This is a genomic window from Oryzomicrobium sp. (assembly GCF_036820405.1).
Lineage (GTDB): Bacteria > Pseudomonadota > Gammaproteobacteria > Burkholderiales > Rhodocyclaceae > Oryzomicrobium.
Genome location: NZ_DAISLS010000002.1, coordinates 242,854 through 259,812 on the forward strand (window position 1 = coordinate 242,854; position 16,959 = coordinate 259,812).

A 16,959-nucleotide genomic window follows, 5' to 3' on the forward strand; every position below is an offset into this window, starting at 1 on the left:
TTAGGCTGGATTAATCAGCCTGCCGGCGCAGGAAGGCCGGGATGTCGTAGCGATCGACGCCGGAGGAGACCATGGCCTCCACCTTGGCGTTGCTGCGGTTGGTGCGGAACACAGCCGGCACTTCCAGGCTGGCGTAGTCGGGACCGGCGGCCATGGGGGCGTCGTCGGTGCCGGTACGGGCAGCCACCACCAGCTGGGGCTGCTTGACCGCCTGGCCGAGGCCGGTGGCGACCACGGTGACGCGCAGGGCGTCGCCCACGTTCTCGTCGAACACGGCGCCGAAGATGATGTGGGCGTCCTCGGCGGCGAAGGCGCGGATGGTGTTCATCACCTCGTTCACTTCCTTCATCTTCAGGGAGCGGGAAGCGGTGATGTTGACCAGCACGCCCTTGGCGCCGGACAGGTTGATGCCTTCGAGCAGCGGGCTGGCCACGGCCTGCTCGGCGGCGATGCGGGCGCGGTCCACGCCGGCGGCAACGGCGGAACCCATCATGGCGCGGCCCATCTCGCTCATCACGGTGCGCACGTCTTCGAAGTCCACGTTCACCAGGCCGGGGAAGGTGATGATCTCGGCGATGCCGCCCACGGCGTTGCGCAGCACGTTGTCGGCGGCCTTGAAGGCCTCGTCCATGGACACGTCGTCGCCCAGCACTTCCATCAGCTTGTCGTTGAGGATGACGATCAGGGAATCGACGTGCTGTTGCAGCTCGGCCAGGCCGGCTTCGGCCAGCTTCATGCGCTTGCCTTCGAAGCCGAACGGCTTGGTCACCACGGCCACGGTGAGGATGCCCAGCTCGCGGGCCACTTCGGCCACGATCGGGGCGGCGCCGGTGCCGGTGCCGCCGCCCATGCCGGCGGTGATGAACACCATGTTGGCGCCCTTGAGGGCTTCGGCGATCTGCTCACGCTGCTCCATGGCGGCGCTGCGGCCGGCTTCCGGCTTGGCGCCGGCGCCAAGGCCGGTGGCCCCGAGTTGCAGCTTTTGGACGGCCACGCTGCGGTTGAGCGCCTGGGCGTCGGTGTTGGCGGCGATGAATTCCACCCCCTGCACCCCTTCCCGGATCATGTGGTCGACGGCGTTGCCGCCGGCGCCACCCACGCCCACCACCTTGATGATGGTGCCGCCCACTTCCTTATCGATGATTTCAAACATACTCGCCTCCGTTACAAGAGATTCATTGATATTGTTTGCTGCTTAAAACGGAACTACCGAAAACACGGGTACTGCCTGACACCTGAAGCGCCCGGGCTGCAAAGGTCGCCCGGGATGCCGCGAAACCTTAGAAGTTCTTCTCGAACCAGCCCTTCATCACCGAGAACACGTCCTTCACCGAACGGGTCTCGCGCACCTTCATGCCCCGCTTGTGCTGGGTCTGGGCTTCGAGCAGCAGGCCGTAGGCGGTGGAGAAGCGCGGGCTCTGCACCACGTCGGCCAGGCTGCCCACGTACTTGGGGATGCCCAGGCGCACCGGCATGTGGAAGATTTCCTCCCCCAGCTCGACCATGCCCGGCATCAGGGCGGCGCCACCGGTGATGACGATTCCCGAGGACAACACGTCCTCGAAGCCGGAGCGGCGCAGCTCGGCGTGGATCAGGTCGAAAAGTTCCTCGATGCGCGGCTGGATCACGTCGGCCAGCGCCCGGCGCGACAGCTTGCGCGAGGGGCGGTCGTCCATGCCGGCCACTTCGAACACGTCTTCCGGATCGGCCAGGTCGGACAGGGCGGTGCCGTACTGGCGCTTGATCTCTTCCGCTTCCCGGGTCGGGGTGCGCAGGGCCATGGCGATGTCGTTGGTCACCTGGTCGCCGGCGATGGGGATCACCGAGGTGTGGCGGATGGCGCCCTGGGTCCACACGGCGATGTCGGTGGTGCCACCGCCGATGTCCACCAGGCACACACCCAGATCCTTCTCGTCCTCGGACAGCACGGCGTAGCTCGACGCCAGGGGTTGCAGCACCAGGTCGTTCACTTCCAGGCCGCAGCGGCGCACGCACTTGACGATGTTCTGGGCGGCGGACACGGCGCCGGTGACGATGTGCACCTTCACTTCGAGGCGCATGCCGCTCATGCCGATGGGCTCGCGGATGCCGTCCTGGCCGTCGATGACGAATTCCTGGGTGAGGATGTGCAGGATTTCCTGGTCCGCCGGGATCGGCATGGCGCGGGCGGTCTCGATCACCCGGTCCACATCCATCGGGGTGACTTCCTTGTCCTTGATCGCCACCATGCCGTGGGAATTGAAGCTCTTGATGTGGCTGCCGGCGATGCCCGTGTAGACGTCCTTGACCTTGCAGTCGGCCATCAGCTCGACTTCCTGCACCACCCGGGAGATGGTGGCCACGGTTTCCTCGATGTTGACCACCACGCCCTTCTTGAGCCCCTTCGACTCCTGGGTGCCCATGCCGATGACGTTGAGGCGTCCTTCCGGCGTGATCTCCGCCACCAGCGCGACGATCTTCGAGGTGCCGATATCCAGGCCGACCACCAGATCCTTGGTATCCCTGCTCATTTCTTTTCCTTGCCGTCAGGCTTCGTTCCAGCGTTGCCGGTGCCCATCACCCGCAGCGCAAATCCATTGGGGTACCGCATGTCCACCACATCCAGCCGCGGCGTGCGCACGGCCAGGGTGCCGGGGTAGTAGGTGACGAAGCGGGCCAACCGCGCCGCCACCGGCGCCTTGGCCTGCTCCCGCCCCAGTTCCACCACCATCCCGTCGTCCAGCTTGAGGTGCCAGGCCAGCCGGGGCGACAGGGTCAGCTCCACCGGCCGTCGCGCGATCGGCTTGAGGGCGGCCTGGGTATCCACGTAGCGGCGCAGCACCTCGGCGCTGGAGCCGGCCGGTCCGTAGAGCATGGGCAGGCGCGCCAGCGCCAGACCGCGGGCCTCGCCCTCTTCCCCCGGCACCGGCGCCGTGGCCCCGGTGGCGAAGACCTCGCCGTAGGTATTGACCATCTGCCCCGGCTCGGCACCCCAGCGAGCGGCGGCCTGATGCTCTTCCAGGCGCACTTCCAGCTTGCCCGGCCAGCGCCGCCGCACCTCGGCCTTGCGCACCCAGGGCAGTTTTTCCAGGGCGCCGCGCACCGCTTCCAGGTTCACGTTGAAGAAGTTGCCGCGCAGCAGCCCGGACCCGGCCAGGGCGCCTTCCAGCTCGTCCGGACGCACCGACTGGAGCCGCTCCAGCAGCACCACCTGGTGCAGCGGAAAAAGAGGCAGCCGCGCCGCCGCCAGCACGCCCGCGGCGAGAATGGCCGCCGCTCCCGCTGCGAACAGCAGGTCGGCCAGGACATTCAGCAGGTGCGGTTTGTGCCACATGCGCGGGAGCCATTTCGTCGGATCAATCGTTGGCCGCCAGGGCCAGGACCTGGAGCACCAGGGCCTCGTAGTCGAGGCCGGCCACCCGGGCCGCCATCGGCACCAGGGAGTGGTCGGTCATGCCCGGGGAGGTGTTGGCTTCGAGGAAGTAGGGGTTGCCGGCCTCGTCCATGAGGAAGTCCACCCGGCCCCAGCCGCGCCCGCCCAGCACCCGGAAGGCCTGCAGGGCCTGGGCCTGGATGGCGGCCTCCTGCTCGGCGGACAGGCCGCAGGGGCAGCGGTAGGCGGTGTCATCGCGCAGGTACTTGGCCTCGTAGTCGTAGAACTCGGTGGCCGGCTCGATCTTGACGATGGGCAGGGCGCGCATGTCCTCGCCGCTGCCCAGGATGCCCACGGTGTATTCGCCGCCCAGCACCGCCTGCTCGGCGATCACCAGGGAATCGTGGCGGGCGGCCTCCTGGTAGGCGCTGCGCAGCTCGGCGGCGGTCTTGACCTTGGTCACGCCGATCGACGAACCCTCGCAGGCCGGCTTGACGAACAGGGGCAGGCCCAGCTCGCGGGCCACGGCGTCGAAGTCGCTGCCGGCGTCGAGCATGCGGTAGGCCGGCACCGGCAGGCCCGCGGCCTGCCAGAGCAGCTTGGTGCGCCACTTGTCCATGCCCGCGGCGGAGGCCAGCACGCCCGGGCCGGTGTAGGGGATGTGCATCAGTTCCAGGGCGCCCTGGATGGTGCCGTCCTCGCCGTGGCGGCCGTGCAGGGCGATGAACGCCCGGTCGTAGCCCTTGAGGGCGTCCAGGGGCTGTTCCGCCGGGTCGAAGGGATGGGCGTCCACGCCCTGCCGTTGCAGCGCCGCCAGCACGCGGGAGCCGCTGTTCAGGGAAACTTCCCGTTCTGCCGAGGTGCCGCCGAACAGCACCGCCACTTTTCCGAATTCCTTGTTCATAACCACGTCACACCGTTGCAAGTTTGGCGGGAACGGCGCCGATCGACCCCGCTCCCATCGTCAAAACCACATCGCCGTCCTGAGCCACGGCGCGGATGGTGGCCGGCATCTCGGCCATGTCCTCGACGAACACCGGCTCCACCTTGCCCGCCACCCGCAGAGCCCGCGCCAAAGCCCGACCGTCGGCGGCGACGATGGGCGCCTCGCCGGCGGCATAGACGTCGGCCAGCACCAGGGCATCGACGGTGGACAGGACCTTCACGAAATCCTCGAAGCAGTCCCGGGTGCGGGTGTAGCGGTGGGGCTGGAAGGCCAGCACCAGGCGGCGGCCGGGGAAGGCGCCGCGGGCGGCGGCCAGGGTCGCGGCCATTTCCACCGGGTGGTGGCCGTAGTCGTCGATCAGGGTGAAGCTGCCGCCGCTTTCCAGGGCCACTTCGCCGTAACGCTGGAAGCGCCGGCCGACGCCGCGGAATTCGGCCAGGCCCTTGGCGATGGCCTCGTCCGACACGCCGACCTCGGTGGCCACGGCGGCGGCGGCCAGGGCGTTGCGCACGTTGTGCAAGCCGGGCAGGTTGAGGGTCACCGGATAGCGCACGGTGGTGCCGTTGACCCGCACCAGGTCGAACTTCATCTGGGCACCGGCGGCCTCGATGTTCTCGGCGCGGAAGTGGGCCTCGGCGGCATGCTCCGGATCGATGCCGTAGCGCACCACGTGCTTGGAGACGAAGGGCAGTATCTCGCGCACGTTCGGGTCGTCCACGCACACCACCGCCACGCCGTAGAAGGGCAGGCGGTTGAGGAAGTCGATGAAGGCGTGCTTGAGCTTGCCGAAGTCGTGGCCGTAGGTCTCCATGTGGTCGGCGTCGATGTTGGTCACGATCGACATCACCGGCGTCAAAAACAGGAACGAGGCGTCCGACTCGTCGGCCTCGGCCACCAGGAATTCGCCGGTGCCGAGCCGGGCATTGGCACCGGCGGCGTTGAGTCGGCCGCCGATGACGAAGGTCGGATCGAAGCCGCCCTCGGCCAGGATCGAGGCTACCAGGCTGGTGGTGGTGGTCTTGCCGTGGGTGCCGGCCACGGCGATGCCCTGCTTGAGGCGCATCAGCTCGGCCAGCATCTGGGCCCGGGGCACCACCGGGATGTGGGCGGCGCGGGCGGCGATCACTTCCGGGTTGTCGGCCTTGACCGCGGTGGACACCACCACGGCGTCGGCGCCGGCCACGTGGGCGCCGTCGTGGCCCAGCAGCACCCGGGCACCGGCGGCGGCCAGGCGGGCGGTGGTGGCGTTTTCCGCCAGGTCCGAGCCGGACACGGTGAAGCCCAGGTTCACCAGCACCTCGGCGATGCCGGACATGCCGGAGCCGCCGATGCCGACGAAGTGGATGTGTTTGACCTTGTGTTTCATGGTCGTCGATTCCTCAAACGTTCTTTTCCGCCGCTTCGGCGCAGATCGCCGCCACCCGCTCGGCAGCGTCGGTGCGGGCCACGCCCCGGGCCTTGGCGGCCATTTCGGCGAGTTGTTCCCGGGGGATCGCGGCCAGTTCGGCCAGGGCCGCCGGGGTCAATTGGTCCTGGGGCATCAGCACGGCGCCGCCGGCGTCGGCCAGATGGCGGGCGTTGGCGGTCTGATGGTCGTCCACCGCATGGGGGAAGGGCACCAGCACGCTGGCCACCCCGGCGGCGGCCAGTTCGGCCACGGTCAGGGCCCCGGCGCGGCACACCACCAGGTCGGCCCACTCGTAGGCACCGGCCATGTCGGTGATGAAGGGCACCAGGAAGCCGTTGGCGCCGGCCACCTCGTAGTTCTCGCGCAGGGCCTTCATGTGCTTTTCGCCAGCCTGGTGCACCACCTCGGGCCGCTCTTCCTCGGCGATCAGGGCCAGGGCCTGGGGCACGGCGGTGTTGAGGGCCGCGGCGCCCAGGCTGCCGCCCACCACCAGGATGTGGCGCACGCCACTGCGCTCGGCGTAGCGGGCGGCCGGCGGAGCCTTGTCGGCCACGGCGGCGATCTCGGCGCGCACCGGGTTGCCGACCCACTCGCCCTTGGGCAGCACGTCGGGGAAGCCGGTGAGGACGCGGTCGGCCACCTTGGCCAGAACCTTGTTGGCCAGGCCGGCCACGGCGTTCTGCTCGTGGACGATCAGGGGGATACCGGCCAGGGAGGCCATCATGCCGCCCGGGAAGGTGATGTAACCGCCCATGCCCAGCACCACGTCGGGCTTGATCCGCTTCAGGGCGCGGCGGGCCTGCCAGAAGCCGGACAGCAGGGTGAACGGCAGCAGCAGCTTACGGGCCAGGCCCTTGCCGCGCAGGGCGCCGAACTTGATCCAGACACACTCGAAGTCCTGCTCGGGCACCAGGCGGGCTTCCATGCCGTCCGGGTTGCCCAGCCAGACCACGCGCCAGCCCTGGCTGCGCAGCACCTTGGCCACGGCCAGGGCGGGGAAGATGTGGCCGCCGGTGCCGCCGGCCATCACCAGGAGGGTTTTCGGGCTAGTGCTCACAGCTTTCCTCCCCGCATCAGCTGGCGGTTTTCCCAGTCGATGCGCAACAGCACGGCCAGGGCGATGCAGTTGGCGAGGATGCCGGAGCCGCCGAAGCTCATCAGGGGCAGGGTCAGACCCTTGGTGGGCAGCAGGCCCATGTTCACCCCCATGTTGATGAAGGACTGCACCCCCAGCCAGATGCCCACGCCCATGGCCACCAGGGCCGGGTAGAGGCGGTCGAGGGTGACGCACTGGCGGCCGATGGCGAAGCAGCGCTGCACCAGCACCGCGAACAGGGCCACCACCAGCAGCACGCCGGCAAAGCCCAGTTCCTCGGCGATCACCGCCAGCAGGAAGTCGGTATGGGCTTCGGGCAGGTAGAAGAGCTTCTCGACGCTGGCCCCCAGGCCGACGCCGAACAGCTCGCCGCGGCCGAAGGCGATCAGGGCGTGGGACAACTGGTAGCCGCGGCCGAAGGCGTCGGTCCACGGGTCCATGAAGCCGAAGATGCGCTCGCGCCGGTAGGGCGAGACGATGATCAGGATGGCGAAGGCCACCAGCATCACCACGATCAGCACGGCGAACAGGCGGGCGCGCAGGCCGCCGAGGAAGAGGATGCCCATGGCGATGGAGATGATCACCACGAAGGCGCCGAAGTCCGGCTCCTTGAGCAGCAGCATGCCGACGAAGATCATGGCCGCCGCCATGGGCAGGAAGGCCTTCTTCAGGTCGCGCATGTGGGGCATCTTGCGCACCGTGTAGTCGGCGGCGTAGAGCACGGCGAACAGCTTCGTCAGCTCGGACGGCTGCAGGTTCACCGGCCCCAGGGGCAGCCAGCGCCGGGCGCCGTTCACGTCCCGGCCCAGGCCGGGGATGAGCACCACCACCAGCAGCAGCACCCCGGCCATGAACAGGTAGGGCGCCCACTGCTGCCAGGCGGTGAGCGGCACCTGGAAGGCCACCACGGCGGCGACGATGCCGACGGTGAGGAAGACGCCGTGGCGCACCAGGAAGTAGGCCGGCTGGTGGCCGGTGAAGCGGCTGCCCTCGGCGGTGGCGATGGAGGCCGAATAGACCATCACCATGCCGAGCAGCAGCAGGACCAGGCCGGACCAGAGCAGCAGCATGTCCACCTCGGTGGGCGCGCGGCGGGTGTTGTCGAGGATGGCCCTCACCGCTCCTCCCCCTGACCCTTGGCCACGGCGGCCAGCTCGGCCACGGCGTCGATGAACACCTGGGCCCGGTGGGCGTAGCCGCGGAACATGTCGAAGCTGGCGCAGGCCGGCGAGAGCAGCACGGCGTCGCCGGATTGGGCCCGGTCCGCCAGCCAGCGCACGGCGGCGGGCAGGTCGGCGCAGCGCTGCACGGGCACCCCGGCGGCGGCCAGGGGCGCGGCGATGGCGGCGTCGATCAGCCCAGCGTCGCGGCCGATCAGGGCCACGGCGCGGCCGTGGGCGGCCAGGGCGGCACCCAGGGGTGTGAAATCCTGACCTTTGCCGTCGCCGCCCAGGACGATGCCGACCTTGCGGCCCAGGCCCTCGATGGCGGCCAGGGTGGCGCCCACGTTGGTGCCCTTGGAATCGTCGATGTAGGTCACGCCGCCGACCTCGGCCACGGTCTCGACCCGGTGCGGCAGGCCGGCGAAGGCCTTGAGGGCCGGCAGCACCCGCTCGGCGGCCACGCCCACCGCCTCGCACAGGGCGATGGCGGCCAGGGCGTTGGCGGCGTTATGGGCGCCGGTCAGCTTGAATTCGTCCTGGCGCACCAGGGCCTTGTCACCCTTCACCAGGGCTCCGCCCACCAAGCCGAAGTCGCCGGCGCGGCCCGGGGCGTCCAGGCCGAAGGTGACAAAGGGCACGCCGCAGCGGCCATTGGCCAGGCTCCAGTCGTCGTCCCGGTTGAGCACGGCCACCTTGGCCCCCTTGAAGACGCGGGCCTTGGCCGCGGCGTAGTTGGCCAGGCTGCCCTGGTAGCGGTCCAGGTGATCCTCAGAGACGTTCAGCACCGTAGCCGCGTCGGCGTTCAGGGTATGGGTGGCCTCCAGCTGGAAGCTGGACAGCTCCAGCACCCAGGCCTGGGGCAGGTCGCCGTGGTCCACGGCGTCCATCAGGGCGTCCAGGGCCGAGGGCGAGATGTTGCCGGCGGCCCGGGCGGTGACGCCGGCGCCGTTGAGCAGGTGAGCGGTCAGCGCCGTGGTGGTGGTCTTGCCGTTGCTGCCGGTGATGGCCACCACTTTGGTGGCCGGGGCCAGGGCGCGCAGGCCCCAGGCGAACAGTTCGATTTCCGAGACTACCGGCACGGCCAGGGCCGGCAGGGTTTCCCGAGGCACGCCGGGGGAGATGGCCACCACGTCGGCGCCGGCGAAGGTGTCGGCAGCGAAGGCACCGCAAACGAGTTCGGCCGCCGGCACGGCGGCGGCCAGTTCGGCTTGGTTGGGCGGCACGGCACGGCTGTCGGCGACCCGTACCCGGGCGCCTTGCCGATCCAGCCATTTGGCCATGGCCAGGCCGGACTCGCCGAGCCCCGCCACCACGACCGTTTTACCCTTGAGTTCCATGTTCGCTTACCGCAGTTTCAGGGTGGAGAGGCCAAACAGCACGAGCATGATGGTGATGATCCAAAAGCGCACCACCACTTGGGTTTCCTTCCAGCCGCTCTGCTCGAAGTGATGGTGCAGAGGCGCCATCAGCAAGATGCGGCGGCCTTCGCCGAAGCGCTTCTTGGTGTATTTGAAGTAGCCGACCTGGAGCATCACCGAGAGGGTCTCGACGACGAACACGCCGCCCATGATGAACAGCACGATCTCCTGACGGACGATCACCGCCACGGTGCCGAGGGCCGCGCCCAGGCCCAGGGCGCCCACGTCGCCCATGAACACCTCGGCCGGGTAGGCGTTGAACCAGAGGAAGCCGAGGGCCGCGCCGGCCATGGCGCCGCAGAACACCGCCAGCTCGCCGGCACCGGGGATGTAGGGCACCCCCAGGTAGCGGGAGAACACGGCGTGGCCGGCCACGTAGGCGAAGATCGCCAGGGCGCCGCTGACCATGGCGGTGGGCATGATGGCCAGGCCGTCCAGGCCGTCGGTGAGGTTCACCGCGTGGCTGGTGCCGGTGATGACGAAGTAGGTCAGCACGACGAAGCCGATGGCGCCGAGGGGATAGGCCACGGTCTTGAAGAAGGGCACGATCAGTTCCATCTGGGACGGCACACTGGCGGTCAGCGCCAGGTAGAGGGCCGCCCCCATGGCCAGCACCGAGGTCCAGAAGTATTTCCAGCGCGAGGCCAGGCCCTTCGGGTCCCGGTACACCACCTTCTTCCAGTCGTCGTAGAAGCCCACCGCACCGAAGCCCAGGGAAACGATCAGCACCACCCAGATGTAACGGTTGGTCAGGTCGCCCCACAGCAGGGTGGTGATACCGATGGCGATGAGAATCAGCACCCCGCCCATGGTCGGGGTGCCCGACTTCTTGAGGTGGGTCTGGGGGCCGTCCTGGCGCACCGCCTGGCCGATCTTCTTGGCCGCCAGCCAGCGGATCACGCCGGGGCCGGCCCAGAAGGCGATCAGCAGGGCAGTCATCGCCGCCAGCACCGTGCGCAGAGTGATGTAGTTGAAAACGTTGAAGGCCCGGATGTCCTGGGCCAGCCACTGGGCGAGAAGCAGCAGCATCAGTGGGACTCCTGCACGGGTTCGTCGGCGAGCAGGGCGACGACCCGCTCCATCTTCATGAATCGGGAGCCCTTGATCAGGACGGTGACGTCCGGGCCCAGCTCGGGGATCAGGGCCTGGGCCAGGGTCTCGGGGCTGCCGAAGTGCTGGGCGCCCTCGCCGAAGTTGCGGGTCGCCACCTCGGCCAGGTCGCCCAGGGTGTACAGCCGGTCCACCCCCTGGCTCTTGGCGTAGCCGCCCACCTCGTCGTGGAACTGGCCGCTCATCTCGCCGATCTCGCCCATGGCGCCGAGCACCATGACCTTGCGGCCGACGGTGGCGGCGAGCACGTCGATGCCGGCGCGCACCGAATCCGGGTTGGCGTTGTAGGTGTCGTCGAGCAGCTGGGCGCCCTTCTTGCCGGCGCGGCGTTGCAGCCGCCCGGCGACGCCGGTGAAGCGGGCCAGCCCCTCGGCCACCTGGGCCAGGGGGATGCCGGCGGCCAGGGTGGCGGCGGCGGCGGCCAGGGCGTTGGCGGCGTTGTGCCGGCCGGGGACGGCCAGGCGCACCATGGCGCTGCCCTCGGCGCAGGCGAGGTCCAGCTCCAGGTCGAGGCCGTGGGTGCGCACCGCGCCGCGCACGCTGGCGCCCTCGGCAAAACCGAAGGTACGCACGGTGCGGCCGCAGTTGAGGCCCTGCCAGTAGCCGGCGAACTCGTCGTCGGCATTGACCACCGCCACGCCCTTGGCGTCGAGGCCGGCGTAGATGCTGCCTTTCTCCCGGGCCACCTCGTCCAGGGTGCCCATGCCTTCCAGGTGGGCGCGCTGGGCGTTGGTCACCAGGGCCACGGTGGGCCGGGTCAGGCCGGTCAGGTAGGCGATCTCGCCGGGGTGGTTCATGCCCATCTCGATCACCGCCACCTTGTGGGCGGCGGTGAGGCCGAGCAGGGTCAGGGGCAGGCCGATGTCGTTGTTGAAGTTGCCTCGGGTGGCCAGCACCGCTTCGGCACCGAAGGCCACCGCCAGGATGCTGGCGATCATTTCCTTGGTGGTGGTCTTGCCGTTGGAGCCGGTCAGGGCGATCACCGGAATGGCAAACTTGGCGCGCCAGTGGGCGGCCAGCCGGCCCAGGCCGTGGCGGGTGTCGGCGCAGGCCACCAGGGGCAGGGCCGGCGCTGCGGCGCGCGCCTTGGCCAGCTGGTCGTCGGCCACCAGGGCGGCGGCGGCGCCCTGGGCGGCCACCTGGGCGATGAAGTCGTGGGCGTCGAAGCGCTCACCCTTCAAGGCGACGAACAGCTGCCCGGGGGCCACGGCCCGGCTGTCGGTGCTCACGCCGGCGACGTTGGCCGGGCCGCCATGGACGGTGCCGCCGACGGCGGCGGCGATTTCAGCCAGATCCAGGATCACGTGTTGGCTCATTGTTGGTTGCTCCACGCAGCCAGGGCCGCCTTGGCCTGGACCACGTCGGAATAGGGCCGGCGCACGGCGCCGACCTCCTGATAGTTCTCGTGCCCCTTGCCGGCGAGCAGCACCACGTCCCGGGCGCCGGCTTCGGCGATGGCGCGGGCCACGGCCCGCTCCCGGTCCAGGTCGTGCTCGGCGCCCGGGGCCCCGGCCAGGATGGCGGCGACGATGGCCGCCGGGTCCTCGCTGCGCGGGTTGTCGCTGGTGACGATCACCCGATCGGCGCGGCGCATCGCCACTTCGCCCATCAGGGGGCGCTTGCCGCCGTCCCGGTCGCCGCCGCAGCCGAACACGCAGACCAGCTTGCCGCCCCGGGCCATGGCCACTTCGCGCAGGGCCGCCAGGGCGTTGTCCAGGGCGTCCGGGGTGTGGGCGTAATCCACCGCCACCAGGGGCTGGCCGTCGCCGCCCAGGCATTCGAGGCGCCCGGGGGGCGGCGCCAGGCGGGACAGTTGCTCGGCCACCTCTTCCACGGGCAGGGCCAGGCTAACGAGGGCGCCGGCCACCGCCAGCAGGTTGGCGGCGTTGTAGCGGCCGATCAGGCGGGAGGCCACGGGAGCGCGGCGATGGCCGTCGCTCAGGGTGAAGTGCAGACCGGTGGCGGCGATGGCCAGGTCCTCGGCGACCAGGGTTCGGGTGGCCCGGGGATGGCTGGCGCCGGCGAGGCTGTAGGCGATGCGTTCCCGGGCGTCGGTGACGGCCAGCAGGTGGGCGCCGTAGGGGTCGTCCAGGTTCACCACCACCGCGTCGAGGCCGGGCCAGCGGAACAGCTTTTCCTTTTCCGCCGCGTAGCGCTCCATGGAACCGTGGTAGTCCAGGTGGTCCCGGGTCAGATTGGTGAACACGGCGGTGGCGAAGCGGCAGCCGGCCACCCGGTCCTCGGCCAGGCCGATGGAGGACACCTCGATGGCGCAGGCCCGGGCGCCGGCGGCGACGAAGCCGGCCAGCTTTTCCTGGAGGTGGGCCGGTTCCGGAGTGGTGAAGCCAGACGGGACCAGGGCCCCTGGGAAGCCGTCGCCCAGGGTGCCGACCACGGCGCAACGCCGGCCGGCGCCGTCCAGGGCCTGGGCGATCCACTGGGTGCAGGACGTCTTGCCGTTGGTGCCGGTGACCCCCACCAGGGCCAGCTTGCCGGTGGGCGCGCCATAGACGGCGTCGGCCAGGGCGCCGCACCAGTGCTTGAGCTGCGGGACGGCCACGGCGGGAACGGCCAGGGACGCGGCATTCCAGCCGGCGGCCTCGTAGACCACCGCCACGGCGCCCCGGGCGATGGCGTCGCCGATGTAGCGGCGGCCGTCGGCGGCGTCGCCCGGGTAGGCGAGGAAAACGTCGCCCGGACGCACCCGGCGGCTGTCGTTTTCCAGCCGGGCCACGGCCACGCCCTGGGCGCGCAGGGCATCGAGCACGGAGGCGATCACGGTTTGGGCGTCCATCACATGCCCTCCGGTTCGGCGACCACCTGGGCCACTTGCAGATTGCTGTTCAGGGGCGCGTCGTGAGGCACCCCCAGGGTGCGCAGGGCGCCGGCCATGATGCGCGAGAAGGCCGGGCCGGCCACGTCGCCGCCGAAGTGGCGGCCGTTGGAGGGCTCGTCGATCATCACCGCCACCACCAGGCGCGGGTCCGAGGCCGGGGCCAGGCCGATGAAGGAGGCCACGTACTTCCGGGCGTAGACGCCGTTCTCGATCTTGTAGGCAGTGCCGGTCTTGCCGGCGACGCGGTAGCCCGGCACCTGGGCCTTGGGCGCGGTGCCGCCGGGCTGGGTGGCCATCTCCAGCATGGTGCGCACTTCCTGCACGGTCTGGGGCGAGAAGATGCGGGTGCCGGTGACCGGGCCCGGAGGCAGCTTGGTCAGTGACAGGGGCAGCAGCTCGCCGTCGGTGGCGAACACCGAGTAGGCCCGGGCCATCTGCACCAGGGACACGGCGATGCCGTGGCCGTAGGACATGGTGGCCTGCTCGATGGGGCGCCAGTGGGCGTAGGGCCGCAGCCGGCCGCCGACTTCGCCGGGGAAGCCCAGGCGCGGCGGCTTGCCGAAGCCGACGCTGTCGAACATTTCCCACATTTCCTTGGGGGCGAAGGTGCCGGCCACCTTGGCGGTGCCCACGTTGGACGACTTCTGGATCACCTGGGCCAGGGTCAGCACGCCGTGGGGGTGGGCGTCGGAAATGGTGGCGGTGCCGATGGTGAGCTTGCCCGGGGCGGTGTTGATCAGGCTGTCGAAGCGGAACTTGCCCTTTTCCAGGGCGAGCGCCGCGGTAAACGGCTTCATGGTCGAGCCGGGCTCGAAGGTGTCGGTCACCGCCCGGTTGCGCAGCTGGGCGCCGGACAGCCGCTCCCGGTTGTTCGGGTTGTAGGTGGGCCAGTTGGCCAGGGCCAGCACTTCGCCGCTCTTGGCGTCGAGCACCACCACGCTGCCGGCCTTGGCGGCGTTGTCGGTCACGGTCTGCTTGAGAGTGCTGAAGGCCAGGTACTGGATCTTGCCGTCCAGGGCGAGCTGGATGTCGCGGCCGTCCTGGGGCGGCTTGATCGAGCCCACGTCCTCGACGATCTGGCCGCGCCGGTCCTTGATCACGCTGCGGCTGCCGTTCTTGCCTTCGAGCTGGTTCTGGAAGGCCAGCTCCACCCCTTCCAGGCCCTTGGCGTCCACACCGGTGAAACCAACGATGTGGGCAGTCATTTCGCCGGAGGGGTAGTAGCGGCGGTATTCCTTTTCCTGGTGGATGCCGGGCAGCTTGAGGGCAGCGATGCGGTCGGCGGCGTCCGGCGGGATCTGCCGTTGCAGGAAGACGAAGTTGCGGTCGGTGGCCAGCTTGCGGTTCAGCTCGCGCTGCTCCAGGTCGAGCAGCTGGGCCAGAGCGCGGGACTGGTCCGGGGCCAGCTTGACGTCGCTAGGGATGGCCCAGATCGACTTCATCGGCGTGGAGATGGCCAGCACCTCGCCGTTGCGGTCGGTGATGCGGCCGCGGGAGGCGGACACCTCGATGTCGCGGCGGTAGCGGGATTCGCCCTTTTCCTGGAGGAAATCGTTGTTGATCACCTGCAGGTAGAACGAGCGCCCCACCAGGGACACCATGGCGGCCATCAACAAAACGACGATCGCCCGGCTGCGCCAGGCGTCGAGTTTGAGGTGGAGCACGGGGCTCTCGGTGTATTTGTGGGGCTTCATTTCGCCCCCCCGCCGCCCCGGGGCGAGGACTCCCGGGCCACCACCACCTTGGCCGGGTCCGGGGTCTGCATTTTCAAGCGCTCCCGGGCGATTTTCTCGATGCGCGGATGGGTCGCCCAGGTGGACAGTTCGAGCTGGATCTGGCCGTACTCCACGTCCAGGCCGCGGGCGTGCTCCTGTTCGGCCTCCAGGGCCTGGAACAGCTTGCGCGCCTTGTGCTGGGCGGTGATCACTCCCAGGGAGCAGAGCATCACGGCGAGGAGCAGGGCCATGTTGAAGCGCAGCATGGTCGCCTCAGGCCGCCAGCTTTTCGGCGACGCGCATCACGGCGCTGCGCGAACGGGGGTTGGCCGCCACTTCAGCGGCGGAGGCCTTGACCGGCTTGCCGACGATCTTGAGGCGCGGCTGGGGCAGCTGGGCGGCGGTCAGGGGCAGGTTCTTGGGCAGGTCGTCCGGATTGGCCTCGGCCTTCATGAAGCGCTTGACGATGCGGTCTTCCAGGGAATGGAAGCTGATCACCGCCAGGCGGCCGCCGGGGACGAGCAGGCCCATGGCCGCGGGCAGGGCTAACGCCAGCTGCTCGAGCTCCTGATTGATATGAATCCGTAGAGCTTGAAAGCTCCGCGTCGCCGCATCCTGCCCTGGCTCGCGGGTACGCACGGCCTCGCGCACGAGCGCAGCGAATTCACCTGTGGTTGCAATACGCCGTTCCCGCCGAGCAGCCACAACCTTCTTTGCAATCTGGAAAGCAAACCGTTCTTCGCCATAATCCCTGATCACCTCCGTAATTTCCCGCTCGCTGGCGCGGTCGAGCCACTCGGCGGCGGTTTCGCCCCGGGAGGTGTCCATGCGCATGTCGAGGGGCGCGTCGAAACGGAAGGAAAACCCCCGCTCCGCTTCATCCAGCTGGGGAGACGAGACGCCCACATCGAGCAGCACGCCATCCACCGCCGGGTAACCCGCACCCCGGACCACCTCGCCCATTTCGGCAAATGGGGCGTGGAACAGGGTGAAGCGGGGGTCGTCGATGTTGCCGGCCGCAGCGATCGCCTGGGGATCGCGGTCGAAGGCCAGCAGCCGGCCATTGGGGCCGAGTTTGGAAAGGAGCAGGCGGCTGTGGCCGCCACGGCCGAAAGTCCCGTCGACGTAAACGCCGTCGGCTTTCACCGCCAGCGCCTCGATCGCCTCTTCAAGCAGGACCGTGACGTGGGTGAGGGGCGCGGTCACAGCGAAATCGCCTCGAAGCCCGGCGGGGGAACGTCGCTCTGCAGCGCCGCCAGGGCCGCCGCGTTCTGGGCCTGCCAGCCCTCGTCGCTCCAGATTTCGAAGTGGGAACCCATACCCACCATCCACACCTGCTTTTCCAGCTTGGCGTGGCCGCGCAACTCGGGGGCGATCAGCAGGCGCCCGGCGGAATCCATCTCTTCTTCCCGGGCGTTACCCACCAGCACGCGCTTGAGGGCGGCGGAGCGGGGATCGAAGCTGGGGGCCTTGAGAATCTGGTCGCGGATCGGCTCCCAGGCTTGCAGGGGGTAGAGCAGCAGGCAGCCATGGGGATGGGCGGTCAGCACCAGCCCGCCGGCCGACGCCTGGGCGAGCGCCTCCCGGTGACGCGCCGGAATGGCGAGCCGCCCTTTGGCGTCGAGGCTGATCGAAACCGTCCCCTGGAACATGGCGCCCTGTCGCTTCCCCTGTTAAACCCGTTTTCGCCTCACCGAGGCGAAGCCCAAAAAACCCGTTTTTCCCACTTCCTACCACTTTCACCCACTTTAGAGGAATGATTTCCCACGGTCAAGCAAGAAAACGGGTTTTTCTCAATGGAGACAATGACTTAGAAGCGCTTTTGCGCAAAAAACCTCGAAAAATAAACCTTATGAATCAATAGGGATACAAAAGCATCTGAAAGTGCTTTGTGAGGAATACAACCGTTATTCCC

15 protein-coding genes are annotated in these 16,959 nt (G+C 69.1%); all 15 read right to left on the reverse strand.

Annotated features, from left to right (window positions below):
• Positions 1-10: 10 nt before the first annotated feature.
• The 15 genes from ftsZ to mraZ all read right to left on the reverse strand — a co-directional run bounded on the left by ftsZ (position 11) and on the right by mraZ (position 16,696).
• The gene (gene ftsZ, locus V7Z98_RS02585; protein WP_293259270.1) at positions 11-1,153 is read right to left on the reverse strand and encodes a cell division protein FtsZ; all 1,143 of its coding nucleotides are present in this window, start codon (positions 1,151-1,153) and stop codon (positions 11-13) included.
• Positions 1,154-1,280: 127 nt separating this feature from the next.
• Entirely contained in the window at positions 1,281-2,510 is a 1,230-nt protein-coding gene (gene ftsA, locus V7Z98_RS02590; RefSeq protein ID WP_293259268.1) for a cell division protein FtsA, read from the reverse strand.
• Complete coding sequence (locus tag V7Z98_RS02595) at positions 2,507-3,313, reverse strand: cell division protein FtsQ/DivIB (protein ID WP_334156877.1); 807 nt, start codon at positions 3,311-3,313, stop codon at positions 2,507-2,509. Before V7Z98_RS02595 ends, ftsA begins: the two co-directional genes overlap by 4 nt.
• 22 nt (positions 3,314-3,335) lie before the next feature.
• A complete protein-coding gene (locus V7Z98_RS02600) occupies positions 3,336-4,256 on the reverse strand; it encodes a D-alanine--D-alanine ligase (RefSeq protein WP_293259262.1) in 921 nt (306 codons plus the stop codon).
• 7 nt (positions 4,257-4,263) lie between these two features.
• The gene (murC, locus tag V7Z98_RS02605; RefSeq protein WP_334156878.1) at positions 4,264-5,664 is read right to left on the reverse strand and encodes a UDP-N-acetylmuramate--L-alanine ligase; all 1,401 of its coding nucleotides are present in this window, start codon (positions 5,662-5,664) and stop codon (positions 4,264-4,266) included.
• Positions 5,665-5,677: 13 nt separating this feature from the next.
• The gene (murG, locus tag V7Z98_RS02610; protein ID WP_293259256.1) at positions 5,678-6,763 is read right to left on the reverse strand and encodes an undecaprenyldiphospho-muramoylpentapeptide beta-N-acetylglucosaminyltransferase; all 1,086 of its coding nucleotides are present in this window, start codon (positions 6,761-6,763) and stop codon (positions 5,678-5,680) included.
• Positions 6,760-7,872: a putative lipid II flippase FtsW gene (gene ftsW / locus V7Z98_RS02615; RefSeq protein ID WP_334156947.1), complete on the reverse strand. Its 1,113-nt coding sequence runs from the start codon at positions 7,870-7,872 to the stop codon at positions 6,760-6,762. The genes murG and ftsW overlap by 4 nt, the downstream gene beginning before the upstream one ends.
• Before the next feature lie 44 nt (positions 7,873-7,916).
• A complete protein-coding gene (gene murD / locus V7Z98_RS02620; RefSeq protein ID WP_334156879.1) occupies positions 7,917-9,302 on the reverse strand; it encodes a UDP-N-acetylmuramoyl-L-alanine--D-glutamate ligase in 1,386 nt (461 codons plus the stop codon).
• A gap of 6 nt (positions 9,303-9,308) precedes the next feature.
• On the reverse strand, positions 9,309-10,412 hold the full coding sequence (gene mraY / locus V7Z98_RS02625; RefSeq protein ID WP_293259250.1) for a phospho-N-acetylmuramoyl-pentapeptide-transferase: 1,104 nt from the start codon (positions 10,410-10,412) through the stop codon (positions 9,309-9,311).
• Positions 10,412-11,809 carry a UDP-N-acetylmuramoyl-tripeptide--D-alanyl-D-alanine ligase gene (locus V7Z98_RS02630; protein WP_334156880.1) on the reverse strand — a complete coding sequence of 466 codons (1,398 nt, stop codon included), beginning with the start codon at positions 11,807-11,809 and terminating at the stop codon, positions 10,412-10,414. Before V7Z98_RS02630 ends, mraY begins: the two co-directional genes overlap by 1 nt.
• Positions 11,806-13,287, reverse strand: a complete 1,482-nt coding sequence (locus tag V7Z98_RS02635; RefSeq protein ID WP_293259243.1) for a UDP-N-acetylmuramoyl-L-alanyl-D-glutamate--2,6-diaminopimelate ligase — start codon at positions 13,285-13,287, stop codon at positions 11,806-11,808. Before V7Z98_RS02635 ends, V7Z98_RS02630 begins: the two co-directional genes overlap by 4 nt.
• Positions 13,287-15,023 (reverse strand): peptidoglycan D,D-transpeptidase FtsI family protein, encoded by a 1,737-nt coding sequence (locus V7Z98_RS02640; RefSeq protein ID WP_293259240.1) that lies wholly within the window; start codon positions 15,021-15,023, stop codon positions 13,287-13,289. The genes V7Z98_RS02635 and V7Z98_RS02640 overlap by 1 nt, the downstream gene beginning before the upstream one ends.
• Positions 15,020-15,310 carry a cell division protein FtsL gene (ftsL, locus tag V7Z98_RS02645; protein WP_293259237.1) on the reverse strand — a complete coding sequence of 97 codons (291 nt, stop codon included), beginning with the start codon at positions 15,308-15,310 and terminating at the stop codon, positions 15,020-15,022. Before ftsL ends, V7Z98_RS02640 begins: the two co-directional genes overlap by 4 nt.
• Positions 15,311-15,317: 7 nt before the next feature.
• A complete protein-coding gene (gene rsmH / locus V7Z98_RS02650; RefSeq protein ID WP_334156881.1) occupies positions 15,318-16,250 on the reverse strand; it encodes a 16S rRNA (cytosine(1402)-N(4))-methyltransferase RsmH in 933 nt (310 codons plus the stop codon).
• Complete coding sequence (mraZ, locus tag V7Z98_RS02655; RefSeq protein WP_293259231.1) at positions 16,247-16,696, reverse strand: division/cell wall cluster transcriptional repressor MraZ; 450 nt, start codon at positions 16,694-16,696, stop codon at positions 16,247-16,249. Before mraZ ends, rsmH begins: the two co-directional genes overlap by 4 nt.
• Between the last annotated feature and the right edge of the window lie 263 nt (positions 16,697-16,959).